The sequence below is a fragment of the Acidithiobacillus sp. HP-11 genome, assembly GCF_015100075.1.
GTDB lineage: Bacteria > Pseudomonadota > Gammaproteobacteria > Acidithiobacillales > Acidithiobacillaceae > Acidithiobacillus > Acidithiobacillus thiooxidans.
This window is the reverse complement of sequence record NZ_JACKYY010000015.1, coordinates 23,884-48,548: the sequence shown is the minus strand read 5'-3', so window position 1 is coordinate 48,548 and position 24,665 is coordinate 23,884. Positions and strand designations below refer to the sequence as shown.

Below are 24,665 nucleotides of genomic sequence, written 5' to 3'. Positions count from 1 at the left end.
GAGTCTTCCAAGCAAGAACATTTTTCCATCGAGAGACTCACTTGTAATCATCTGCCAAGCCCCCACCGAACAAGCTGACTGCGTCCTGCGCGTAAGCAATTGCCTGCTGTACATCTAGTCGTTTCAAATCCAAGATCCGCAACTTGCCCTTCACTTCGGCTACAGATTCGATTCGCCGATAGGCATGGGAATGATGCTCGGCATACAACGCCAACCCTTGCAGCTTGGGCAGCGCATCGGCTAAGTGCAGGCTGTGCGGGTCTACTAAGTCAACTACCACCTTGCCATCCTGCTCGGCGAAGAAGAGGAAATCGGGGCGAACGATCTTGTACTGATCGGCTTCGACGTAGGCGATGCCCAGAGACGACTGGCCCGGATACTGCGGATTACGATACCAGAATGCGAAATCTTCATGTTTGGTTTCGGTCTCGAAGACTTTCGTTTCCCAGTCGTTCAACAGCGCCGGGTAATTGCCATTCTCATCGCTCAACAAGTGGTGCTTCCAAGTCTGCAGGGCGGTTTCCTTGTCGTTCTCGCGGACCTTGGTCATCTCGAACTTGCTTTCCGGTCTGACCAGACTCACATCCTGCGGCTCGGTGCTCATCTCAACGATCTGCCGGTAAGCCTCTTGACGATCATGCTTAAGCGCCTTGATCTGCAGCGCATATTCGGCCAGCCATGCCTTCGCAAGCATGTCGGCTTCAGCGTCGAACCAAGACTGCACCTCTGTCACCAGGCCCAGGCCGGCGACGGTAACGCGCATTTCCATAATGGCTTCCAAGTATTCCTCGGTGTCAGCCTCCCGATCTGCCACCTTGTCGGCCAGATATTCGACATAGCTGCGCGAAACATCCGGGCTGAAGATGCGCGCCGCGCGACGATACGCATCGTCGATGACCGCGATGTCAGCTTCTTCCCAGAATTCATTGAAGGTCATGGTCTTGTTCTTCAGGCTGGCGACCACAGTCTTGCCGTCCACTTCCAGCACTGAATTGCGCTTGGCCTTGATCTTCTCGGCGTTTTCGGTCTGGATTTTGTCCAGGGCCGCGTGTAACGCAGCGTGCGCTTTCCTGCCCGCCCCTTCGAGAATACTATCGTCAGCCAACTCTTGTGCCAGTGCTGTCAGGCGCTTGGCCGGCTTGGCACTTTTTTGTGGCCGGGTCTGCGACGGAAGCGCCTCGAAGGCCTCCCATACGACCGCTGAAGCCCCCGTGTTGGGCGTCATCTCCACAGGATTGACCAAAACGCGGCCAGTCGGCGGCGAAGTGTCGTCGCCACTGAGCAGAGCCTTGACTACATCCTCCACCGTCTTACGGTTGAACTTGGGCAGCAGGCACTCCACCGAATTCAGGCGCTCGTTGCCAGGGATGCGCCGCGCCAACGGGGTGCGCACCATGCGGCCCAACAGCTGGGTAATATGGGTTTTGTCACTTGCGCTACGAAACGAAACCATCACCTCGGCACGCGGGCAGTCCCAGCCAGTGCTGATGGCGTCTTTGGCGACCAGAACGCGCACCCAAGCCGAATCCTGCACGCGCTGCGGTTCGATATAGGGCACCTCGTACTGGCCAAAATGCTGCGTGGAATGCTCGCCAAACACGTTCGCCACACAATCAGCCGGCAATTCCGGATAGCGCGCAAACAGAGTATCCAGCCAGCGCCCGACTTCGTTCGGATCAGGCATGTTGGGAACCTGGAACACCAGCAGCGGTACCACTTCGCTCGACTCCTGCTGCCGCGCATACTTGGCCCAGGCGTCGGTCGCTTCCTTCAGCTTATCGGCAGCACGTCGCACCAGCACGGTATCGAAATCGCCGATTTCATCCGGTACGCCAAGCAGGATGTCATCCTTAATAAGACCAGATTCCTGCACCTTGACCGGATCGACCACCACATTCGGCAGCTTGACGTGCTGGCCTGCGGAAGCAATGGCCTTGTCGAAGCGTTCCACCGTGGCCGAGATGCCCCATACCACAGAGATGCCCTTTACCCCTGCTGCGCCGTTGATGATTCGCTGCACAATGGTGCTCTTGGCCGTTTCGCTGGCAGCAGTCGGCGTGCCCATGCCACGATGCGCCTCGTCCAGCACCAGATAAAGTGTCAGATCGGGATCTTCGATGGTGTTCTGAATGGTGTCCCATAGAGTGTAAGCTTGTGCATCCGGGCGCCCCTCGAACAAGCCGCCCTTGTCGTCGAAACCGCGCACTAGAAGGCTGTTCTTGCCGAACTTCTGCGTGTTAAGGAAGTAGATTTTCCCGGCCTCAAACTTGGGCCGGCTAAAGGGGTGTTCGACCACCACCATGTCACTGTGGTTGATACGGTCACTGGCTTCCAGCAGGCGGAAACGGGTCTGTTCGTTCAACGAAGGGTCGTCACTAAACCAAATCACCACTGCACCGGGGTCAGCATCGAAATCGAATTCGTCATCGCCGTGGAAAAGCGCCTCAAGCGCGGCGGCAGCCATAACCGTTTTGCCCGCACCGGTCACGGCGGTCAGGGAGAAGGCGCTCTTGTCGCCCTCGTTATACCAGTAGCGATGAGCCTTCCTGAGATTAGCTAGGGCATCGCGCACCGCATCGCTCTGATAGTCCTTGAGGGTAAATTTCATTCTTTCATTCTCCGTTGGTGAAGCTAAAATTGGTCAGGTACGACTCATACAGGCGCACAGGCTCTACTCCTTTGGCCAGTCGCTTGGCGACAGATTGGAAGCGGCGATCGTCGTCGGTGACGATGAAGGCCATGCGTATATCCTTGGCCCGTGTCATGGCTTCGATGAACGGAGTCGCCTGATCAACTTCGGCCAACAGACCATACGCCTCGGCTACCGCCCACCCGTCGGTGGGCAGCTTGTCGATGCGCTTACCACGTGCGCCTGCGCGAAGCCACAGCAGGGGTGCAATACGGGCATAGGCCAAGTTGTGGCTGACCGACTGCTCGGCTTCGTAGGTTAGCGTGAAGAACTCGGCGTTTTCCTCGAAGCCTTCAGCCATTGGGAATTCATCCGTGAACTTATAGTCGCCTTTAATTGGCTCGCCATCTGGCGTCTTGCCAGTGATGGCGGCAGCCACGCGGGGCTTGGTGATGTAGTCGCAGATGCCGTGTTTTTCCCAATCTGCATCGCCAGGACGCAAGCCCTGCTCGCGCAGCGCCTTCTGTTCGTCGGCGGCCACCTCGTTGTTGGTAACCGAAATGCACTGGCGGCACTTCCCGTCCTGGCGGTTCATGCGCATCACGGCGTGAGCAGTGGTGCCAGAGCCCGAGAAGAAATCAAGGATGATGGCTTCTGGCTTGTTGGCGACGAAGAAACGAAGCGCATCTTCGACTGCGTATAGTGATTTGGGGAAAGGAAACCGCCTTCCCGGCAACAACGTGCGAATAATGTTTGTTCCATGACTGCCCGCATCGTGAGAAGTCATGTTCCAAACAGTCTTAGGAGCTGTAGATCGACTGCCCTCCACATAAACAGTCTGCAATGATCCGTCAGCGTCACGCCCAGTGACTTTGATAACACCTTCCTCGATTAATTGAAGTTGGTTGAAGGAGAGGTAGTAAATCGGAACCGAGTTTCGCGTTAAATCCACACGTCCAAGGCGAACCGCCCCACGGGAGATCAACTCGCGAAGCGTTTCTGGGACGACAGACCAACTGTATTGCTGCCCGTCGCTGGAAGGGGGCCAAACCGCAATGGCACCTTTGGGCGCTTCCTTTGGATCATCTTTACCTATTGGCACTGTGTCACCGACAGAGTGGATGCCAGAGCTGTCTGCCTTGACGTAAATGGGGTACCACGAACCAGGATTGTGTGGCCGCAGCCCTTTCCGTCCTGTGCGTGCAAGACCTCGCCATCGGACGCCTTCGTCCTGAGAATAGTCGCGATCGGTAAGCATGTCCCGACTCCAGCGCGTCAACTTCGCATTGCCCAGCGTCAAGAAGAAAATGTATTCGTCTATTCTGGAGAACTCGTTAGCTCGGGCAGTTCCTTTCGGATTGATCACGCTACTGATCATCTGCAAGTTTCCTTCGGGAAAAACTTGCTCCAACAGCAATCCCAACCGCAGATACTCCTTCTCGTCAATGGTTACGATCAACACCGAATCCGCCGGATTCAGTAATTGCTTCGCCACCAATAACCGCCGCTCCATCATCGCTAGCCATTTGCTGTGCCGATACAGATCGTCACCTTCGACGTAGTCGTTGTTGTATTTCCAATCCTTCGCGCCCGAGTTGTAAGGTGGGTCGATGTAGATAGCATCCACTTTGCCTCGGTGTGTATAGGTCAACGCCTTCAGCACGTGGTAGTTCTCGCCATTAATGACTGTGTGAAAGGGCTTTTCGCCGCCGCGCGTGACCTTGCCGGTACTGACCAAGCCGGGATAGATCGTGTCGCGGAATTCGGCTACGACGACCAGATCATCCAGCCCAACCGATTGTGTTTCGGCTTCATCCGTGCCCAGCAGTTCCAAGTCGGCCACTTTCCTGGCCTTATGAAAGGTCCTGACCTGCCACAGGCGTTGGTCGCCTTTCTTGACCGAGCCGCGCTTCGGCAGCACGCGCACCTTGTCGCCTTTGCGGACCGGGCAACGAGGCAGATCCACAGCCTCCGGGCTATGACGCTCGAAGTTCAGGCCAAACGGCAACCGCGAGGAAAGCACCTTGAACTCGCGAGCCAGATCAGCTCCCAACTGCGGGTCCCTAGCCTTAGCTCGGGCAATTAAATCAGTCAGCCTGGACATGTATTCCCTTTTTGCTCATCAATTCTTAGATATGGCTTATAGCAAAGCCGAAATTAGCCGATTCATCGAGCGCGCTATCTAGTGGATACCACATCAAACAACATCGCCCGGTCGCACCACACCGCAGTACTTATAAATCGTACATTCCCGGTCGACACTCGGGAGTGGAGTGTTGAGATACTCCCGCGTTAGGAGGCTGCGGAAAAACCAGCAAAAACTCTATGACTGTGACTGAGTCAGTCGAAAATGGGCGAATGGAAGCCATCACCATGCCTGTTTTGACCGTTTTTGCGGTCTTTCCCGACCATTTTCTGAATTCTGGGCGCAGTACTGCCATCAGGCCATCCCCAATCGCGCCATGCGGACCAGATTGAAAGCGATGGCGACCATCGAGAAATGCAGGCTGACCCGCTCCAGGCCACGGAATCGGGTTTTCCGCACCCCACCCACCGTCTTCATCCAGCCGAAGATGGACTCGACGCGCCGGCGCACATGAATGCTCATGGCGTAGCCTGCATGGCGGGTCGTGCGGCCGTCGATAGCGGATCCCTTCGGCTTGCACGCCACATGGGGTTTGACGTTTCGGTCCCGCAGATCCTGAACAATGCCCTGACGGTCGTAGCCCTTGTCGGCACCGAGGGTGATGCGTTGGCTACCACCCAGATCGTCCACCAGCTGGGTAGCGGCATCCGCCTCGGCACTGTCATCGGCGGTCGTCACCTGCTCTCCCGCAATCAGTCCATGTCGGTTATCTATGAGGATATGACCGAGATAGGCTAGGCGGGAGGCTTCTCCGGAACTTTTTTTGTAGAGCCTGGCGTCGGGGTCGGTCACGGAAGCGTGGGTATCATTGCTGCGCTCTTGCCCCCGGAAATCGGAGCCATCACCACCGCGATCCTCCGGGTCCTTGGGCTGAAAGGATTTCTGTGAGGCCCAGGCCTCCAGAAGCGTGCCATCCACCGAGAGGGGAATGGAGGGGCGGCCAAGGTCCGAGTAGATCTGGTTGAAGTGTCCATCCAGTTCCGCCAAGGAACGATCCACGATCACCCGGATGCTTCGCAGAGGTGATCCTGGGGCACACGTTGCTCCGGGGAGAGATAGCTGAACATGCTCTGTGTCTCAACTTTGGCACCGCACATCTCTTCGACCTCCAAACTTCCAAGCTCAGGCCCAGTATACCACGGACTTTTTCAGCAGCGTCCTAATGCCAGAAAAGCACTCCTGCATTCGCCAGAGGCGATAACCAGTAAACCAATCCCAAATGCGGCAGGGTTTCTATCGGCAGCACGGCAACCACCCTCCACGAACAGTCGGCGAATGCCCATCCTGCCGCCAGAAGCGCTGAACTAGCGAGCCAGAGAGCAATACCCCGTGGCATATGACCCGGGTCGAAAAAACGACGGGAAGCCTAAAATGAGTTCGTGTCAGAACCAGCTTTACTGATTGGAAGGGAACGTAAAATGAGTTCGTGTCAGAACCAGCTTTACTGATTGGAAGGGAACGCAAGATAAAGAAGGGGTGCCGTGCTGTCATCTCTTTCGATATCAGCCTCTTAGCAACGGCCCGCGCCTGCCGCTTCGCTCTGGCACGCCCGTTGCGACCCACCCCGGCGGCTGGCGTCATCCAGTGTGGCGCGGTGTTGGCCCTTGGCCTCGCGCTTGCAGCCGCTTTTGAAACAGTCGTGGTCCGATCCCATGGTGACAGGTTGCAACATCACTGCACATTTCGGCTCTCCCGTATCCTGGCGGCAAGGCTGACCAAATACCGATCTTTCCCAACGCCCAGTGGCACCCCAGGAAAATGTTTTGGCCATGCGGTTTCCAGCCATGATTTCCAAGCGTCCACAGCCTCCTGGTAGGTCCCTCTGGTATCGTCATCCTCCGGATACTCATCTTCAGGGTAGCAGATGGAAAAGTCGTAAATACTGGACTCGTCCGTGATTAGACACTCCGCAATATTCTGGCCCAGAAATTCCAGAATCTCGCTGATTTCCCGCTGGTACGCTTCGGTCAAATCCTGTTCGGCGATGGTGATTTTCTTTGGTGACATAACGTAGCACTCCTAACATGCCCCGATTTCTCCAAGAGTTGGCGACAGCCAACCGAGCGCAATAAGGGATGCATCTGTTGCAGCTTGCACCTGAAGGAGGAAACCCTTCCAGCAGACACGCCATGCGGAAACTTCGGATTAAAGACCCGAATGGTTTTGTGCTACAGGATACCACCCAAACTATGCACCAACTGTCCCTGCAGCACAGGCAACGCGGTCTTGAACGGAGGAGCGGTCAATCGTCCGCATGCAAATCCGCCATCAGATCGTCCACACTGGCGAATTTCTGGCCCTTGCCCGCTTCCAGCTCGGCAAGGGCCTTCTTGGTGGTGGCGTTGGGCACCTTCACGTCGAAAGGCAGGCGGTGTTCGTCGGCGATGCGCAGCATTAGCAGACGGATAGCGTCGGAAACCGACAGCCCCATTGCTTCAAGCGCGCTGGCGGCCCGCTCCTTGGTGTTGGTGTCAATGCGGGCGCGGACGTAGGTGTCGACGGTAGTGCTCATGGTAATGCTCCAGGAAGGCTCAGGCTACACCGTGGGCAATTTTAGCTGTGTGGCATGAGTTTTGTGTTCCAGAACTTTTAATACGGCATAGTCCGTTTTTACCCCGGCATCTGTTTGCCATTGCGTGACCCGGACGCGGCAAATCAAAACGTCAGATTTTGCAAAAGATTCCTTATCGGTGTTCACTCGAAGGAGGAAGTCTGTATCCTCAATAGACACAAATACGGTCGCCTGCCCATCATACAGTCTCCACTTGTTGCCATCTTGAAACGCCAGATTAGCGATAGAGAAAGCCTGTGTTCGCTCTTCAGAGAACAAAATCTCATCTGTGGCTGGTGGAGTAACAAAGTATCCACGCTCCTTTTTGCTAACAGTGACATCGACAGATTCATCCCGGCCTAACGCTATAGTCTCAATGCCATCACAGTCCAGGGGGTCCAACGCTTTTTCGAGCTTTTCCCGAAATTCGCGGTGCTGAAGCAAAATAAGAGTATATTCTTCGATTTCAAGCTGATCCTCATCTTCCGTGATGAGAATTCGTTTGTTCCCGTGAATATCTATCCTGTGAATTTTTCGTCCGCGCAACCATTTCAGAGCAGCGATGACGCCACCGCCAAAAGCCCCCAACCCCAGGAGTACCGCTGTCGCATTGGCCAGTCCTTGCCCGTCCTTACCAGCAAACCAGTTTATCGTTGACTGGAGCACGCAGGATGCCAAAGTAAGGTCTACACCAAAACTGCCGGTTTTGAACGACGCCTTGACGTTTACCACCATTTTGCTCTTCGGGCCAAACAGTGCCTGACTGGCAGCATCACAAGCGTCTGCCAGAGAGAGCAGCGCGGGAGCCAGATCCCGCACATCCATTTCGTGCGTATCCAGGGCTGGACCATCGTAGGTAATCCGAAAATGTTCAGTGCTCATCGAAATTTTTGTCCGATCTGAAACTTCTCCTAGGATAGCACCATCTGCACAGATTTTCTTACGCTAGGTCGTGCGCTTCTTGGCAAATTTGTTCTCAGTCCCAACCATGCCTAGCGGGTGCTGAATTTTTCGCCATGCGCAGAGCACGAAGCCCCGACTACAGTCCTGGCTTAGTCGCGGGAGGATTCACTGTCCGCATGCTCCGATACCCGCCCTGCGTATGATCTATACCCTCCCATCAGCACTTACGGGAGCATTACCATGCCGGGTCACCTGATCCTTGTCCGTCCTCATGCGTCCTTGCTGGACGGCCCAGTCGTTGTCCGCTATCTGCATCAGATTGGCGGCCACTGCGGCTACCTCTTCGCCGTCGATCCCGATTATGCCCGCCACTCTTTCTGGCGAAGGGCGCTGACCTGGTATGGCCTGGTCAACGGCCATCAGCGCATGGTCGCCCTTGACCAACGATCACCCATGGCGCTTCGGGTGATTCTGCGCACCCTGGAGGCGGGCCACGGGGTGGTGCTGTTTCCGCAGGGAACGGGCATTTCCAATCCGGTCCGGCCAGATCTGCCCGGAGCATCCTGGCTAACCCGAAAATCCCGATGCTTGGTCACGGAGATTCGTCTGGATCACTCCGGATGGATTCCTCAAGTGGCGTATCAGGGGCATGAGCGCCGCGCCACTTGTCACTGACCGGCAATATGGCGCCACCGATGTGCGGCGTAATGGCGCCATTTCAAAGCGCCTGAAAGCGCAACGGCGCCGGGTAGAGCACGCACGCGTCGTAGATGACGATGAAGTTCGAACCCATTCATTCGTACCCCATCCTGAGCGCCTGGGCTTGCTCGGCCAGTGTATCAAGGGCCTTGCTGCGCTCAGCGTCGATCCGCTCCTTGTACGCGATCACGTCCTGGTAGCGGACACGACGGTGAGTACCGATCTTGTGGAACGGGATCTCGCCGCGCTCCAGCAACCGGACGAGGAACGGTCGCGAGACATTGAGTACGTCCGCTGCGTCCTGTGTTGTCAGTTCGGCGTGGATCGGGATGATACTGACCGCGTTGCCCTCACCGATTTCGGTCAGGACGTCCACGAGCAGGCGCAGCGCCGACACCGGGACGCGCACCGGATGGGACGTACCCTGGTCGTTGAATATCTCGATCTGCTGGGTTTCCGCGCGGGTCTGAAGGAAGGCGGACAACGCCCGGCCGCTCTCGCGGGCGATGGAAACTTCTTCGGCCGTCGGCAACGAATGGGTAGGAGAGAGTGTGGTCATGGCAGCCTCCAGGGAGTTTCAAACAGCATTATGGGAGGAAGTATAACCGAAATAAACGAATAATCGAAACATCCGAAATGGGATGGTCTTGCCGGGCAGGCAACCAAAGGGACACCTACTGGATGCGCTCGCGGATTTTCTGCCTGATAGACAAGCGACATGGCAGATTCTATTATGTGTATAGAAACCCTACACAACTGTCTGGTTCGCGCGCACATGAAACGACTGGATCTGCTGAATCGCCTATCCGCCCTGGAACAGAAGGGGCTTGTCGTCTATTCAAGACGAGACCTGGAGAAGATTTTTCCGGAAGAGGATGAGAAAGCGCTGGAGAAGAGCTTGCAGCGCATGTGCCAGGACAACCTTCTGGTTCGCGCCGCTCGCGGCATCTACCTTTTTGGTCCAGCTGTGCCGCGTCACCGGGGCTGGCTGATCGAGCGGATCGCGCAGGCCCTGCGCCCGGGAGATTTCAATTACGTTTCTCTGGAAAGTATTCTCTCGGAATATGGTGTGATCTCACAGATTCCTGTGGATCGCTTGACGGTAATGACCACAGGCGCGAAAGGGCTCCACAAGACCCCCTTTGGGGCTATTGAATTCACGCACACCAAGCGCACTATTCCGGATCTTCTGGAAAGAACATTAGTCGTCAAGGGGCGTCCATTGCGTATTGCCAGAAAGCAGGCTGCCATCCAGGATCTCCATCGTGTAGGACGGAACATAGACTTGATTGATCGGGACGAGGTGGATGATGAATAAAGAAGATTTTGCGCAATATGTAGATGCGGCCATGCGGGGTGACGGGCTGGGTTTTTTGCGTCCCGTGGTGGAGAAGGAACTGCTGCACTATGAGATTTTTAGCGCATTGGACGAAGAGGGGCTGTTAAAGGATATGGTGTTTCAGGGGGGAACCTCTCTGCGTCTATGTTATGGTTCTGAGCGATTCAGTGAAGACCTTGACTTTGCGGGTGGAAAGAATTTTTCCGCCCGGAGTATGGCTGCCGTCAAAGGCTGCATTGTCGGGAAGATTGGCAAGCGCTTTGACCTGGATATCACAGTCCGGGAGCCCAGGGATGCTCCATTTGATGGGACAGTGCGGGTAGATAAATGGATGGTCACGATCCAGACCAGTCCGGATCGTCCGGACGTGCCACGGCAAAAGATCAAACTGGAAATCGCCAACGTACCGGCCTATTCCAGGGATATTCTTCCATTGCGGATTAACTATTCCGTTCTGGAGGGGCGTAGTCAACCTTTGGTGGCGGTCGAGTCCAGGGATGAGATTCTGGCGGACAAGCTGATTGCGCTTCCTGCTTCCATTTCCAGAATGATTGGCCAGGAGATGGAGTTTACCCCATCGCGGATCAGGCATCGGGATATTTGGGATATCGCGTGGTTATCTGGTCAGGGAGCGCAGTTGGATACCCAACTGGTCAGAAAGAAAGTCTCGGATTATGGATTGGATGAATTCCCCCGGTTTTTGGATCGCGCCATTGCTGCGATTCCCGTGATTGCTGGTGGAGAGGGGTTTCGTGCGCAGATGGCGCGATTCCTGCCGCAAACACAACATGACAGGGTGTTTGGCAAGGAGGGGTATGAGAAATATTTCGAGAATACGGTCAGCGGATTGCTATCCAGTCTGCGGAAGGATCTGGAATTTGATCTCAAAAAAGTCCAGCAGGTGCTGCCAGGGAAGAAAAAACGTGGGCCGGAGTTATAAGGCATCCTGATTTTAAAGCACAGCAGAGCAACTGCGTCTCTATGCCGGGCAGGGCGCTGCTCGGCCCGATAAAGCTATACCACGATCGCCCGATCTATACCCTCCAGTCGAAGATTAACTGCGCTGGAGAGTACGATGCCCGTCCCCGCCCCATCCCCTTCAGGGAACAACACCGATAGGAAAGATCCCCGTCTTGAGCTTGCCGACCGACTGATTGAACAGATCGGGGCAGGAACTGCCTCCTGGCAAAGGCCCTGGGAAGCCGGCGATGTGTTGGCCCCGGTCAATGCAGTCACAGGCAAGCCTTACAGCGGGGTGAACTACCAAAATCTCATGATGTTCTCTCCGGACCCGTCCGATCCACGTTGGTGTACCTACAAGCAGGCCCAGGAGCAGGGCTGGCAGGTGCGCAAGGGTGAGCATGGGATTCCCATCGAAAAGTGGTCGCGTTACGAGCACAAGCGCACCGATGAGGAAATAGAGAGGCTTTGGGCGCAGGGCGCCCAGAACATCGAGCCCGTGGAGGAACGGCTTGGTGTCCGTTACTACACGGTGTTTCACGCATCACAGATAGACGGCATTCCCCCGCTGGAGCGGTCCCCGCGTCTGGAGATCGAGGGGAAACCCGATGATCGGTTGCCGAAGCTGGCCGAGCGCCTGGGCGTGGAATTGCGGTACGGCGGCGGCCGGGCGTTTTATCGTCCGTCGGAGGACCGGGTGCAGATGCCTCCCGTGGAATCTTTCGAGCAGGCTGTGGGGCATGACACCACCCTCCTGCACGAGCTGTCCCATGCCACAGGTCATGAGAGACGACTGAACCGCGATCTGAAAAACTCCTTCGGCAGTGAGAAGTACGCCATCGAGGAGTTGCGGGCGGAGATGTCCGCGGCCATGACCGCAGCGAGTTTGGGGATTGGCTTTGATCCTGCATCCCAGGACCTGGAAGAGGGGCGCGAGATGGGTAATTCAGCCGCCTATCTTGCCTCATGGCTCAAAGCCCTGCCGGAAAAAGAGCGCAAGCAGATCCTGATGCAGACCATCAAGGATGCCCAGGGGATCAGCGACTATCTGATCGAACGGACGCCGGAATTGCTGGTGGAGCAGGAGCGACCAACCGTCTCCCGTGGCGATTACGTCCGGTACAGGAATGAGATTGGGCAAGAGGTTGAGGGCGTGGTGCTTGACGCCGCCCAGCCCGGCGAAGCAACGCGACTGAGGCGCATCTACCGGTGGCCCAACGGCACCCCCGGCCTGGACGGGGCGGACGACATCGCGCCCACGGTACTGCCTAACGACCTGGTGGAACACATCCCGGGCGCTGTCACCCCCGGTCCGGATCTGGACGCCATCGATCCGCAGACCGATGCGTACCAACGCACCATAGGCATGGACGATTCGCGCGATCGGGCGGGCCTCGCCGTGCTCATGGCGGTCGAAACCGCGCGTGGGCAGCCGGAGCGGGCGGCGGCCCTGCAGGCGGCGGCCTTGCGGGCGGCAGCCTTGCCGGAACGCGCCCTGGACCCGGAGCTGATTGCGTTTCTTGAAAACCGCACCCGCATCCGGCAAGGCGAACACCCGAATTTTGCCGGACTGAGCGATCCCGTCGCCAATGCCGAAGCCTTCGTTGAGCGGCAAGGCCGTACCGATCCCCAGCGTTCCGCGCAATGGGCCAGAGCGCTACAGGAAAGCCCGGTGGCTTACGGCGAGGCTGTGGGCCTCAGTCCGGCCACGGTGGGTCTCGTCGCGTCTCAACTGAACCAAGGCGCTCGGCGCATGGAACGACCCCAGGTCGGCGATTTCGTGCGTTTTGAACCGCATGAACCGGGCGTGACATCCAGTCCCTTCTCAGGACGGATCATCGCGGCCTTGGATACCTCTGGCGGCGATATCCGCTATCACCTGCGGGCGGAGACGGGGCCAGACCAGGGCATTGAGGCACGGGTATATGGCCGGGACGGACAGTTCCGCGAGATCGCTCTGGATCAGGCCGTGGGATTCGACCGGGCTCTCGCTCCAGAGGCAGAGAAAGCCCCCCTGATTCAGGTCGGAGACTTCGTGATAACCCGGAGAAATCAATTCGGGGCAGACTGGAATACTCCCTCCATCGTTACCCGCATCGATGACTCTGAAGTCCGGTTGCAGGACCTCTACCGCTCCGATCGGGAATGGGAAGTCGCCCCAGCCGGGCGAATGATGTCTCGTGAGGGCTTCGATGCAGCTCTCAGTCATCAGGTCAGTGGTGTGGTGCCGCCCGAGATCGCTTCAGAAAAGCTCGATTTCGCCGCCAGCCGGGACCGATTCTTCGGTGTGGTCCGGGCTTTTGATGCCGAACACAGTCTCATGTACGGCAAGGCACCGGAACCTTTGACGAAGGTCCCCGACGAGGTGCGGCCATTCCTTGGAGGCCAACAGGCTTTGGTGACAGACCAGTTGCTCCGCAGCAGCGAGGAAAAAGTCTTTTTCTCGGACAAGATGCAGGAGTTACAGGAGATTATCCGGCAGATGCCGGCGACCTATGAGACCGACGGCGTGCCGGACAGCGAGCGCCCAGTCTCATTGCGCTATTTTGGTTCCAATGGTGCCCAGTGGTTCATCCTTGAGAAGGATCGCGGAGATCCCGCCAATGAGGGGAACGGCTTCCCGAACCAGACGCAAGCTTTTGGTCTGGCGGACTTAGGTCTGGGCCATCCCGAACTGGGCTACATCAGTATTCCGGAGATTACCCGTGCCGGGGCGGAACTCGATTATCACTTTGCGCCCCGGACCCTTTTGGAGGTGAAGCTGGAGCACTACCCCGACCTGCTTCCGCCAGAGCATCGCCCAGTGGATCTGCGCAAGGAACAGGCACTTCAGGAGTACCAGGCGTTTTACGCCCAGTTGCCACAGCGGGAAGAGAAACTGGTGACGGCGGTCCGCGAGCGCTCCGAGCGTCTGGCTCCGGCGGATTTTCGGGGCTTCTCCGACATGATGCGGGATTTCCGCACAGGCGTGGACGATACCTTTGGGATCCTCCGGGAGGGAGAAAACCGGGGATCGTCGGCCCCGGAATTACGCCTGGCGCAGGCGTTCGCTCCGGAAGAGATCTCCGATCTGCCCGCCGTCCAAACCGCCCATGACCAGGCAAGACGGCTTGGCGAGCGATTTCACGATCTGGACCGGGAAATCAGGGACGCTTTCAAGGCGCGGCTCAGGGAGCATGGCAAGGCACTGCTGGAATCCGGCAGCCTGCGCGAACCCCGGGAAATCGCGCAGGCGACCTACTGGAAGCACGGGATTGAGGCAAGTCCGGACAGCCCGATGATCGGAAAAGTGGTCGGGGCGATTCAGGACAAGGATCTCAAAACCCTGCTGGGAATGATTGGCCACAACAGCCAAAACCCGGGATCGGAAGAGGTATTTACGCACATGACGGGTGTAAAACTGGGCAAGACCCAAAAAGAACGGGTCGCACAGTTGCTGGAGTGGGCCGGTCCTGAAAAGGCGCAGGCCCTGCGGGAAAGCAATGCGCTGGCGGAGCGGGAACGGAAAGCTCGGGGCTTGCAGGATGGCCTGGTCAGCGCCTGGGCGGATCTGAAGGGCCTGCGCGTGGATGTCGGTGGCCAGGTGGTGAATGGACAGGAGTATGTAACGCTGAAAGTCGCGGGCGGCCAGGATCGCATTGCTTCTGGCAAGGAGGGCGCGGCAACCACGTACCATCTGGTCAATGACCGGGGCGAGTATTCCCGCGTCAAGGACGTGCGTTTCACAGCCTTCGCCAAGCGGGTTTTGGCCATGGACGCCGATGGTATGGTGCGTAACGCCCTGGAGAAGGCGGACATTGTGCAAGGGATTGCGCCGGAAGGGGTTACCCCAAAACCAGCTGCTGATCTTCAGAAAGAGGAAAAAGCACCAGAAGCTCCCGGGAAGAACGCCTACGAGCAAAAAATCGAGGCGCGTAAGGAGCGCTATCGCGCCCTTTCTGATAAGACGCGGGCGCGGGCGAAAGCGCACGTCGAGCAGGCCAGGCGCATGGCGGACGCCATCCCTTTTGGTCAGCCGATCCTGGTTGGCCACCACAGTGAAGGCCGCGACCGTCGCTATCGTGCACGCATCCACCAGAACTTTGGCAAAGGCTTCGACTTGCTGAAGAAGGCAGAGTATTACGAACGCCGCGCCAAGGGGGTCAACGACTACGCCATCAGCGCGGACGATCCGGATGCCGTGAAAAAGCTCAGGGAGCGGGTGGAGAATCTGAAGTCTTCCCAAGAGCGCATGAAGGCGGCCAACGCCGCCATCCGCAAGCACCAAAAAGACGGCCCCGAGGCGCAGCAGGCGGCCCTGGAGCACCTGGGTTTCAAGCCGGAGCAGGCACAACAGATCCTGACCCCGGATGTCATGGGGGCCGTGGGTTTTGCGTCGTACTCCCTCAGTAACAATAACGCCAACATCCGGCGGCTGGAAGAGCGTATCCAGGTCCTGGAAAAGGCCCAAGCCCTGGAGGACCGTGAGACACCGTATGCCTGGGGAACGGTTCGGGAGAACAAGGAGATCAACCGCATTCAGTTCCGGTTCGATGGCAAGCCTGACGAAGCGGTCCGCAATCTCATGAAGTCGAGCGGTTTTCGTTGGGCGCCTTCGGAAAGTGCCTGGCAGCGGCAGTGGACGGGCAATGCCGTATATGCCGCGCGGGATGTCATCAAAAAGCTGGACGCGCTGATGCCGCCTGAGCAGACGGTGGCAGCACCAGAACCGGTCCAAAGGCTCGACACTGTGCCGGTTTCCCAGAGCCCTGGTGTGAGCCCCGGTATCGCTGTCCGCGACCCGAGCGCCGCGCTGGCTGCGGCCATCAAGGACCGCGACGGCGACTGGTACAACCTTTCCGTGCAGGAAAACGATGGCCGTCTGGTGGGGACCTTGCAGCGGCGCGATGCGGAAACGGGTCTGGTGGAGACGATGCCAGCCGGTGTTTTTCAGCCTGACGTGAATTATGGGGTGGTGGCCAAGTTTGAGCGCGAGTCCGGGGAACTCCTGGCGGTTGGCCTTTCCCGTGGTCGGGATGGCGGTGTGGATATGAAGGTCTTTTCCCAGTCGAGGGACGCCGCAGTCTTCGCCTGGCAGCGAATTCATGAGTACCCGGGACATCTGCGGGCCAATGAAGCGCTCCAGAAGGTCCCGGATCACCCGGAGGGCAAGGTGATTGAGCAGGCTTTGGGCGTGGACCTGAAGACGCTCAACCCGGCGCGTGTTGCTCCCAAGGCCTCAGCCCGCCGGCCGGAGCAGCAGAAGCAGCAGGGTGTGGAGATATAGAAACAGTAGGTACCGGAGTTTTTGTGAGCAATTTTTTCTGGAAATGAAAAGGAGAAAGTGATGGCTACCCGAATGATGCAACGGAACAACCTGGCAGATGCTTTTGTGCTGGTCAACGATGAACAGACCAATGCCGCCCTGAAAACCGCGCGAGAACAGATTGGGGACGCGGAATGGAAGAAGGGGTACTCCCCGGAGAACAAGGCGATTGTCCGCGACGCACTGAAGGAACATGGGGCACGGTACGAACAGGCGCTGAAAGGCAATCTGGTGGGTGCGGAGGTAGCTGAAACGCAGGCCAATGGGGAGACCTTCAGGAAGTTGCGCGTCACGCTGGAGAACGAAGCCGGCAGGACCATCCTGTCGGCGGACATGGGCTCCGAGTTTGCTCAGCGGCTGATCACCAAGCTCGACACGGCGACGCGGGAACATGCGGGTGGCGAGGTGAGCATTGGCGCTTTTGCCAAGCAGACTGAGCGGGATGGTCGGACTTTCGTGGATCACGTTGCGACCATGAAGGGGCCTGACGGGCAGGAAGTTCCGGCCACTCCCGGGCACTTCGAGAAGGCCAGGGAGCGGGTGGAGGCGGCGCAAAAGCCGATGCTGGATGCTGGCATGAAGGACAAGAAGATCCTGAACCAGATCGCCGCCAGCACTCGGGAGAGCTACTTCGCGGAGGTTGCCGCTGGTCTGTCTGAGCGGATGGTGGAGCAAGGGATTGCGCCGAAGACCGTAGCGAACGAGCGCGGCGAATTCCCGGCCCTGGATGCGGGCATCAAGGATCGCGATGGCACCTGGCACAACATGTCCGCCTATGAGAAAGACGGGCACCTGGTGGGGACCTTGCAGCGGCGCGGCGGCCAGCCCGGCGAGTACGAGAAGGTGCCGCTGGAATTTCACCCGGGAGAACTCGGCGGCTTGCAGGCGGAGGCACGGTTTTCGGATGGTGCTCCACTGCTGGTTTCGCTGTCCCGGTCGGAGCCCTCTGAGACACAGCCTTCCAAGGTGGATGTGCGCATCTTCGCCAAGGGCCAGGATCTGGAGGGGAAGGACACTCTGGAGCAGATTCACGAGCACCCAGGGCGTCTGCGGGCCAACGACGCGCTTCAGAAGATCCCGGATCACCGGGAGGGCAAGGCCATCGAACAGGCTTTGGGCGTGGATCCGAAGATGCTCAACCCGGTACCGACGCGTGAGGCCCAAAGAGCTCCAGCTAAAGCACAGGAGAAGCAGCATTCCCAAGGGGTGCAGCTATGAGCCTGGCCGAAGAACTGCTGGAGTGGGCCGAGGAAGAGCTGGAGCGAGGGGATACCGCGCACCGGGAGCGGGTTGCGCTGATCCTCGCGCAACTCCGTGAACTGCCTGACCCTGAATCGCTCCCGGTCGGGTCCACCCAGCGATTTCTCGCACAACGGCGTGTGGACAAGCTCGCCGAGAGGGCCGAAGAGCTGGGTTTTGAAACGCCCGGCAAGGCGCTGAAAAAGGAGATCGGCAAACAAATTGCCGGTCATGCCTTGGGCATAGAACTGTAAGGAGACGGTTATGTTTGGATTTTTCAAGGTGCTGACGGGTTCCCGTCAAACCCCGAAGAGGGAGGACCAGTGCAATCTGTGGATTGGCGGTCACCCGGATCATCTACGTCCGGTGGACGATCCCCAGGGGCGGGGCGGGTATCAGCTGGCCATCGAGGCGCTGATTCGCGATGAATCGCCAGAGGTCATTTATTTTCGCTCGGAAACCGGGGATCTGTCCGTGGTTCGCAAGAGTCTGGAGTACCTTTCCCGAATCGGCGGGCAGGTCGGCGTTGCCGATCAGCTTCCCGATGAGGAGGTGGCGGCGATCTTCGGTGTCGATGTGCGTTCCTACCAGTCCGCCGTCGTGAATCCACAGGGGGATGCGGCGGCCTATGGTTGAGGCAATTTTGCGCGGAGGTCACATGGCAGCACAACTGGATCACCTTTTGTCCTACGGCCCTATGGATGTAGTGGCCAGCAATGATGAGAAGAACCCAGGGCTTCACATCGTCCGCATGGACGCGGAAAACCGCGCGTTCATTCCCCAGGATGACCCGCTGCATCGGGAAATCCGGAACCTCATTGACAAAAACCCGCATAGCAAAGGCTTTGTGGCCAACCAGATCCACGCACGTCTTGAGCACGAGGGACGCTGGGATGGGCCGGGGCATGATGCCGAGGGCCTGAGTTTCGGGCCATCCCTGAACCCGGAGAAGGAGAAGGGCGAGGCCCTGAATGTCGGAGAGACGCTGGCCCAGGGGACTGCAGGGCCAGAGATTGCGAAACCCGCACAGCCAGCGCCTGAAAAATCGGTTGAAGCGGAAATCGCGGACGCGACCGGGAAAAAGCCCGATCAGGAGCCGCAGCAAAAGACGATAACGGAACCCGACCCCCTTGCGGATTGGCCAGGGACATCCCAGAAGTCCCCTGAGCCGCTCATGCCGCCGGAGAAGCCACGATTCGAGCGCAAGAACCCGCCGGAAGTCCTCTTCGCCAATCCCAAAGGCAAGCCCTATGTGCTGGATCATGGCGACAAGGTGACGGTGACGAACCGCGCGATGCTGGGCCTGGGGCATGAAGCAGCGGAGAAGCGGCAAAAAGCGGTCGAGATTGGCCTGAAGGCCGCCGTGGACCGATTTGGGGAGCCGGTGCGCTTCCAGGGCAATCGTGCCTTCCTGGAAGAGACGGTGAAAGTTGCCATGGAGCGTGGGATTGCCCTGGAGCCTGGCAGTCCAATGGCCAGGGACATCTACGAACGGGCGTTCAAGGAGCGCGGGAATCAGCTTGGCCCGTCGAAGGATGCCGCCCCATATCGGGCGCCGGAGAAGAAGCGAGAAGTGGACAAGGGCAAAGGCATTGGACTCTGAGGCCGGTTATCCCTCTGCGCGCTGATCTATACCCTGTCGATGTTCTTGATGACAGGGTATGGCCATGGATGAACTGGACGAAATCGCACAACTGGAGGCATCAGGCCAAAAGCTGATGGCAGAACCTGTTCCCCCGCCGCGAAAGCGGGAGACGGCAGATGCAAAGCGGGCGTCCACCGCAGGGCGCAAGCCCCTTGCAGGGCGCAGCCCCAGAATGGCAGAGCGGCAGCCGATTACGGAGGGCGACTCCGCCCATGTCGAAAGCCTGCTCGCGGAGATCCGTGATCGCCTGGATCTCCTGTTGCAAGCGAATGACCCGTCGCAGGGAGGCCTTCCTGAAAATCCGCAGCCCCCCATTGCCTCGGCGCCGGATCTTTCGGTCACTGTCGCCGAAGAGTCCGATGAACTTCGAGAAGTATTCCCGCATGAGGATGCAGACCTGCCGGCAGCGGCCCCCGCGAACATCATGGTTTCCGATCCGGATATGACACGGTTGCTGGCCACTGTTGAGGACCGGGTGACCCGTCATGCGCTGTCCCATCATTCCTCTGTCGTCGTCCTGCTGGGCTGGGCGATGGCTCTTCTGGCAGCGGGTCTGGGCATGGGATATGGCTATATCGTCGCGTCTGGTCGGTATCCATTCTGGGAGCCGACCACCCATAGCGGCGTCCTGCCCAGGATTGCCGCCGCATATCTCGGCGCCCCGGTTGGGGTGGTCCTGCTTCCCCTGGCTGGGGCAATCATCTGGGAGGCGAGCAAGGAAGCCGGCGGTGAGAAGCAGCAAGCGATATGGAGACTGGCGGCTATCGGGATATTTCTCGCGGGTATCGCGCTTCCCTTGTCTTCGCTGTTCTGATGAAACCCAAAACACCACCTGGGCAAACCCGCAAGGGGCGCTTTCTCTCATCCACGGAAACGCTGGATGATCAGCTTTCTCCCGACCGATCCCCGCGGGGGCACAACCGCCCGGTCGCATCCCGTGTTCACAACAAGGTGCATCGAGCAAGGGGGAAACACGGATCTGGAGCGGCACGCTCCCTGATCAAGAGCCTGCTTCCTCATGTCGGGAGCAATTTCTACAAGGCCCCGTCGTCCCGAGGGCCGGCGTTGCAGCCTGCCGGGCGTCGCTGCACGGTAAAGGTGTCCTATGTGCGGAGCAAGGGGCCGGATCAGTGGCAAGCCCATGGCAAGTACCTGAGTCGTGAAGGCGCGCAGCAGGACGGCGAGAAAGGCCAGGGCTTTGACCGGGATTCCGAGAGCGTCAACTTGTCGTCGCGTTTGTCTTCCTGGCAGGAAGAGAACGACCCGCACCTGTTCAAGGTCATTCTGGCACCCGAAGATCCACTCCGGCCAGAGGCGTTGCGGGATCTGACGCGCCGATTCAATGCGCGCATCCAGCGACAGATCGGGCGGGATTATGAGTGGGCGGCCATCGACCACCACAACACCAGCCACCCACATGTTCACTTGCTGATTCGTGGCAAGGGCAAGCTGGAACTGGAGCCGGATCTGATTCGGCGGGGAATGCGTGCCGCAGCCCAGGAGATTCTCACGGAAAGCCTGGGCTACCGCAGCGAACGGGAAATCCAGGCGGCGCGGGAGCGGGAGCTGGATCAACGGCGCTTCACCAGTCTCGATCGAGGGATTCTCGACAAGGCGACGCCCGCGCCGCAAGGCGGCCGCCTGCAAGGCTATTCACTGGTCGATGAATCGCCTACCCACTTATTGGATGACAAAGTGCGCGAAAACCGCCGACTCCGGCTCGCCCGCCTGGAAAAGCTCGTGGAATTTGGGGTGGCCGACAAGATCGGGGCGAATCTCTGGCGACTGGAGCCCGGTTGGGACAAGGCCCTCAAGGAACTCCAGGTATTGCAGACCCGGACGAAGATGCTGGCCGAGGCGCGGGCTTTGATGACGGAGCCGCGCTGTCCGCCACAGGTCACCAGGATTCGGCCAGGCGACCGCCTGGTGGGACGTGTGCTGGGTACGGGGCTGGATGAGCAATATGACCGGAGCTTCGTGCTCATCGAGGGCGTCGATAACCGGGCGCATATCGTCTACCAGACGGGATCGATAGAGAAAGCCCGTGGACGGCAGGAACTGGGGCTGCGTCATCTCGTCGCCCTCACTGGCCTCGACCGTGGCGTTACCGTCAAGGACTACGGTATCGAGATCCCGGACCAGGGCTGGAAACGGACAGAGATTCCCGAAGTGGCACTGGATGACCAACTGGCGCATGAACGACGGAATCCGCCCAAGGAAATGATGGACCCGACTAGCGGCTTTGCGGCGGAGTGGCACAGACGGCTTCTGGATCAGCGCAAGCAACAAGAGAAAGAACGGGCACGACAGAAAAAACAGGCCCGGGAACAGGCAAAGCCGCAGCGGGGATCGGAGATCGAGTAGCGATTTGGGAGCGGGAATGGACAAAATTGGGGACTTCGCGTTCAGTGTGTTGGTATACACTTGCTACTGGATCAGCCTTGGCGTGAAAAGGCGTCAAGGCAGCGCCGAGGATCGTGTTTTGCGATACCAGTCCGAAGTATATGGCTCCGTGATTTCGATACCCTGGGTGAACCGCCTGCTGGCGGGCTTCGGGATGGTTGTACGGTAACTGAGCGGCGTACTCCTCACAACCGGACCCAGCGGCTTGACAGGTGTATAATTTGGGATACACTCCTCCACATGATCAGCATCAAAACGACGGCGACTTTTGATCGCTGGCTCCATGGCCTGCGGGATCGCAGGGCGAGGGCGCGCGTTCAGGTGCGAATCGATCGCATGGAGTTGGCCCATTTTGGCGACTGTGAACCCGTCGGAGAGGGCGTATCCGAGATGCGTATCCATTACGGTCCCGGCTATCGGGTGTACTTCAAGCGGTTTGGCCTGGAACTCGTCGTGCTTCTGGCCGGAGGCGACAAATCCACGCAATCGGCCGACATTGCCCTAGCATTGAAGTTGGCACGACAACTGGAGGGGTGAATCATGGAAAAATTGGAATTGCACACATGGGACAGTGCCGAGCACCTGAAAACCGAAGAGGACATCGCGGCTTATCTCGACGCCTGTTTTGAAGAGGCGGGGGATGACGCGGCCTTCATCGCCAGGGCGCTGGGTACCGTTGCCCGCGCGCGCGGCATGACCCGGCTGGCCCATGACGCCGGCATGGGCAGGGAAAGCCTCTACAAAGCCCTTTCCGGAGAAGGCAATCCCAGTTTTGCCACCATTCTCAAGGTAGCCAAAGCCTTGGGTGTGCGCATTCGCGCCGAAGCTCTGCACGTCTGACCGGATCATTGCTGGGGTCATTCCGGCATCCTGTCGGCGGCTTATCGCATCCAATCCTCTGCCACAGGTGTTTTTTGCAGTCATAGTGTCACCACCACGTTGTCGGCGTTGATCTCGCTGGGCCTTTCGATCCGCCCGGACTACGCCGCATTTGAAGCTGGAAAATCGTTTTTGTTTGCCTACGGATTTCTGGTGCTCTCTTCCCTGTATGCTGCGCAAACTGCGCCTCGCTTTTTGGAGACGGTAATTTTGGCGTTTTCACTCTATTTCGTGCCAGTCGTATTTCAAGGGGTACTTGCCGCCTTTGGCGAATGGAGTCAGAAACGAGACGATCTCATGGCCTACCCGATGTCTGTTTTTTTGCGGGATATCCGAATCCTCGAAAAGCAAAGAAAACTATTTTCCTTTGATTGAGGGGCGGGCTTTCGTTCGCATAGGATCCCAGCGCAGATCCCTTTGCGCATGGCCCAGTATCCGTCCCGCCGAATCTGCTGCTCCCTGGGGCAGCTATCGTCTCCGCGCCCGATCTATACCCCAATGGAATAATAGCTATAGGGGTAAATTCATGGCACTGCCCATCACGGTAAAAATCAAACTCACAGGCAGCTACGCAGACAAGGTGCGGGTGGCGAGCGCATCCCGGCGCATGTCTTTGGCGGCACTGACCGCCGAGTATGCCATGCGCGGGCTCGACGCAGAGGCGGAAGATGGCAGCGAACTGGCCGGTTTTGAGCGTCGGATTGCGGCAACCATACTGGCGTCCAGAAGCGATCTCGAAGCTGTACAGGCCGAGCTCGACACTCTGGCTGCGATGCTCGACACCTTCGTCAAACTCATGCTGGTTCACCTGCCAGAACCGGGCACGGAGAAGGAGGCAACCCAGGCTTCCGCGCTGGCCCGGTATGAACGATTCATCCAACAGGTCGGCATGGCCTTTGAAGGCGACCGGCCGCAGGCCCTCAAAAAAATCGGAGAGCTGATTCAGCAGCGGATCGAAACGGCGGAGGAAAATCAGTGAACATCAACGCGCACGATCAGCAGGAACAGCAGGCCCATGCCCGCCGGATCGAGCAGATGCGGCGGATTCTTGGTCTGGAGATCGCAGCCCTCTTTGATGACACGGGTGTCGTCGAGATCATGGCCAACCCCGACGGACGGGTCTTCGTCGAGCGCCTGGGGTCGGGTATATCCCACCTGGGCGAGATCGATGCAAGCCGTGTCCAGTCCCTGTTAGGGCTCATGGCCGACTACCTGCATACCACGGTGAGTCGTGATCGGCCTATCGTCGAGGGGGCCATGCCCATCGAGTTCCTGCGCAGCCGCTTTGCCGGCGCGATTCCGCCCATGGTGGAGGGTGCGTCTTTCAGTATCCGCCTGCCAGCCCGTTCGGTGTACACCCTCGATCAGTACGTTGAGGCGGGCATCATAACTGCGGCGCAGTTGGACACCCTTTCCGATGCCGTGCTCTCCCGCAAGAATATCCTGGTGAGCGGTGGCACGGGATCGGGCAAGACCACCCTGGCCAACGCCATCATCGACCGGATCTCCAGGCTGTCAGATATCGGTACCCGCATCGTGATTATCGAAGATACCCGGGAGCTCCAATGCACCGCTCCCAATGTGGTCCAGTTCCTGACCGACGATGATGCGGGCATCGACATGACGCGTCTCTTAAAGCTCACGCTGCGTTATCGGCCCGACCGCATACTGGTGGGCGAGGTCCGCGACAAGGCGGCCTTGGCGCTGCTCAAAGCCTGGAACACGGGACACCCGGGCGGCATCGCCACCCTGCACGCCAACAACCCCGAAGCGGCCTTATTGCGTCTCGACCAACTCTGCCAGGAAGCGGGTGTTCCCGCACAGCAGACGCTGATTCATGAGGCGGTGGACATCGTTCTACAGATTGCCCGTGACCCGAATCATCCTGCCGGCCGCAGGATTTCGGCCATTCTTGATGTGAAAGACGGCGTGCTGATCTCGTGATTCCTCAAACGAAGTGACGTTTT

At 58.4% G+C, this 24,665-nt stretch carries 21 protein-coding genes and 1 pseudogene; 15 read left to right on the top strand and 7 right to left on the bottom strand.

Annotated features, from left to right (window positions below; translation table 11 throughout):
* Positions 1-37: 37 nt before the first annotated feature.
* The 6 genes and pseudogenes from H7F08_RS06405 to H7F08_RS06380 all read right to left on the bottom strand — a co-directional run bounded on the left by H7F08_RS06405 (position 38) and on the right by H7F08_RS06380 (position 8,208).
* Positions 38-2,608, bottom strand: coding sequence for a DEAD/DEAH box helicase (locus H7F08_RS06405; protein ID WP_031571701.1), 2,571 nt, complete (start codon positions 2,606-2,608; stop codon positions 38-40).
* 4 nt (positions 2,609-2,612) lie between these two features.
* Positions 2,613-4,733, bottom strand: a complete 2,121-nt coding sequence (locus tag H7F08_RS06400; protein WP_031571698.1) for a site-specific DNA-methyltransferase — start codon at positions 4,731-4,733, stop codon at positions 2,613-2,615.
* A 336-nt stretch (positions 4,734-5,069) separates the two neighbouring features.
* Positions 5,070-5,872, bottom strand: a pseudogene (locus H7F08_RS06395) (IS5 family transposase).
* Between the two features lie 574 nt (positions 5,873-6,446).
* Positions 6,447-6,782 (bottom strand): hypothetical protein, encoded by a 336-nt coding sequence (locus H7F08_RS06390; RefSeq protein WP_075322251.1) that lies wholly within the window; start codon positions 6,780-6,782, stop codon positions 6,447-6,449.
* Between the two features lie 235 nt (positions 6,783-7,017).
* Positions 7,018-7,287, bottom strand: coding sequence for a type II toxin-antitoxin system RelB/DinJ family antitoxin (locus tag H7F08_RS06385; protein ID WP_075322252.1), 270 nt, complete (start codon positions 7,285-7,287; stop codon positions 7,018-7,020).
* A 24-nt stretch (positions 7,288-7,311) separates the two neighbouring features.
* Positions 7,312-8,208, bottom strand: a complete 897-nt coding sequence (locus H7F08_RS06380) for a hypothetical protein (RefSeq protein WP_075322254.1) — start codon at positions 8,206-8,208, stop codon at positions 7,312-7,314.
* A 261-nt stretch (positions 8,209-8,469) separates the two neighbouring features.
* Between H7F08_RS06380 and H7F08_RS06375 the strand changes: the two genes are divergently transcribed.
* Positions 8,470-8,904 (top strand): 1-acyl-sn-glycerol-3-phosphate acyltransferase, encoded by a 435-nt coding sequence (locus tag H7F08_RS06375; protein ID WP_193640128.1) that lies wholly within the window; start codon positions 8,470-8,472, stop codon positions 8,902-8,904.
* 118 nt (positions 8,905-9,022) lie between these two features.
* Here H7F08_RS06375 and H7F08_RS06370 read toward each other — a convergent pair whose 3' ends face one another.
* Positions 9,023-9,487, bottom strand: coding sequence for a helix-turn-helix domain-containing protein (locus H7F08_RS06370; protein ID WP_193640127.1), 465 nt, complete (start codon positions 9,485-9,487; stop codon positions 9,023-9,025).
* A 159-nt stretch (positions 9,488-9,646) separates the two neighbouring features.
* On the opposite strand from H7F08_RS06370, the gene abiEi reads away from it, so the two are divergent.
* From abiEi to trbB, 14 genes are all read left to right on the top strand, one after another.
* The gene (gene abiEi, locus H7F08_RS06365) at positions 9,647-10,246 is read left to right on the top strand and encodes a type IV toxin-antitoxin system AbiEi family antitoxin (protein ID WP_080707783.1); all 600 of its coding nucleotides are present in this window, start codon (positions 9,647-9,649) and stop codon (positions 10,244-10,246) included.
* Positions 10,236-11,207 (top strand): nucleotidyl transferase AbiEii/AbiGii toxin family protein, encoded by a 972-nt coding sequence (locus H7F08_RS06360; RefSeq protein ID WP_080707782.1) that lies wholly within the window; start codon positions 10,236-10,238, stop codon positions 11,205-11,207. The genes abiEi and H7F08_RS06360 overlap by 11 nt, the downstream gene beginning before the upstream one ends.
* 135 nt (positions 11,208-11,342) lie before the next feature.
* Entirely contained in the window at positions 11,343-16,493 is a 5,151-nt protein-coding gene (locus tag H7F08_RS06355) for a DUF3560 domain-containing protein (protein WP_193640126.1), read from the top strand.
* 60 nt (positions 16,494-16,553) lie between these two features.
* Complete coding sequence (locus H7F08_RS06350; RefSeq protein WP_193640125.1) at positions 16,554-17,750, top strand: hypothetical protein; 1,197 nt, start codon at positions 16,554-16,556, stop codon at positions 17,748-17,750.
* A complete protein-coding gene (locus tag H7F08_RS06345) occupies positions 17,747-18,025 on the top strand; it encodes a hypothetical protein (protein ID WP_031571677.1) in 279 nt (92 codons plus the stop codon). The genes H7F08_RS06350 and H7F08_RS06345 overlap by 4 nt, the downstream gene beginning before the upstream one ends.
* 10 nt (positions 18,026-18,035) lie before the next feature.
* Positions 18,036-18,407: a hypothetical protein gene (locus H7F08_RS06340; protein WP_031571674.1), complete on the top strand. Its 372-nt coding sequence runs from the start codon at positions 18,036-18,038 to the stop codon at positions 18,405-18,407.
* A 22-nt stretch (positions 18,408-18,429) separates the two neighbouring features.
* Positions 18,430-19,374 carry an LPD7 domain-containing protein gene (locus H7F08_RS06335; RefSeq protein WP_226831445.1) on the top strand — a complete coding sequence of 315 codons (945 nt, stop codon included), beginning with the start codon at positions 18,430-18,432 and terminating at the stop codon, positions 19,372-19,374.
* Between the two features lie 64 nt (positions 19,375-19,438).
* Positions 19,439-20,230, top strand: coding sequence for a hypothetical protein (locus H7F08_RS06330; RefSeq protein WP_153940383.1), 792 nt, complete (start codon positions 19,439-19,441; stop codon positions 20,228-20,230).
* Positions 20,231-20,523: 293 nt separating this feature from the next.
* Positions 20,524-21,780, top strand: coding sequence for a DUF3363 domain-containing protein (locus H7F08_RS06325; RefSeq protein WP_319803965.1), 1,257 nt, complete (start codon positions 20,524-20,526; stop codon positions 21,778-21,780).
* A gap of 279 nt (positions 21,781-22,059) precedes the next feature.
* The gene (locus H7F08_RS06320; protein ID WP_153940384.1) at positions 22,060-22,356 is read left to right on the top strand and encodes a type II toxin-antitoxin system RelE/ParE family toxin; all 297 of its coding nucleotides are present in this window, start codon (positions 22,060-22,062) and stop codon (positions 22,354-22,356) included.
* Between the two features lie 3 nt (positions 22,357-22,359).
* Entirely contained in the window at positions 22,360-22,659 is a 300-nt protein-coding gene (locus H7F08_RS06315; protein WP_012536655.1) for an addiction module antidote protein, read from the top strand.
* Positions 22,660-22,758: 99 nt separating this feature from the next.
* Positions 22,759-23,073, top strand: a complete 315-nt coding sequence (locus H7F08_RS06310) for a hypothetical protein (RefSeq protein WP_153940385.1) — start codon at positions 22,759-22,761, stop codon at positions 23,071-23,073.
* A 151-nt stretch (positions 23,074-23,224) separates the two neighbouring features.
* Positions 23,225-23,677, top strand: coding sequence for a hypothetical protein (locus H7F08_RS06305; RefSeq protein ID WP_153940386.1), 453 nt, complete (start codon positions 23,225-23,227; stop codon positions 23,675-23,677).
* Positions 23,674-24,642 (top strand): P-type conjugative transfer ATPase TrbB, encoded by a 969-nt coding sequence (trbB, locus tag H7F08_RS06300; protein ID WP_153940387.1) that lies wholly within the window; start codon positions 23,674-23,676, stop codon positions 24,640-24,642. Before H7F08_RS06305 ends, trbB begins: the two co-directional genes overlap by 4 nt.
* Positions 24,643-24,665: the final 23 nt, after the last annotated feature.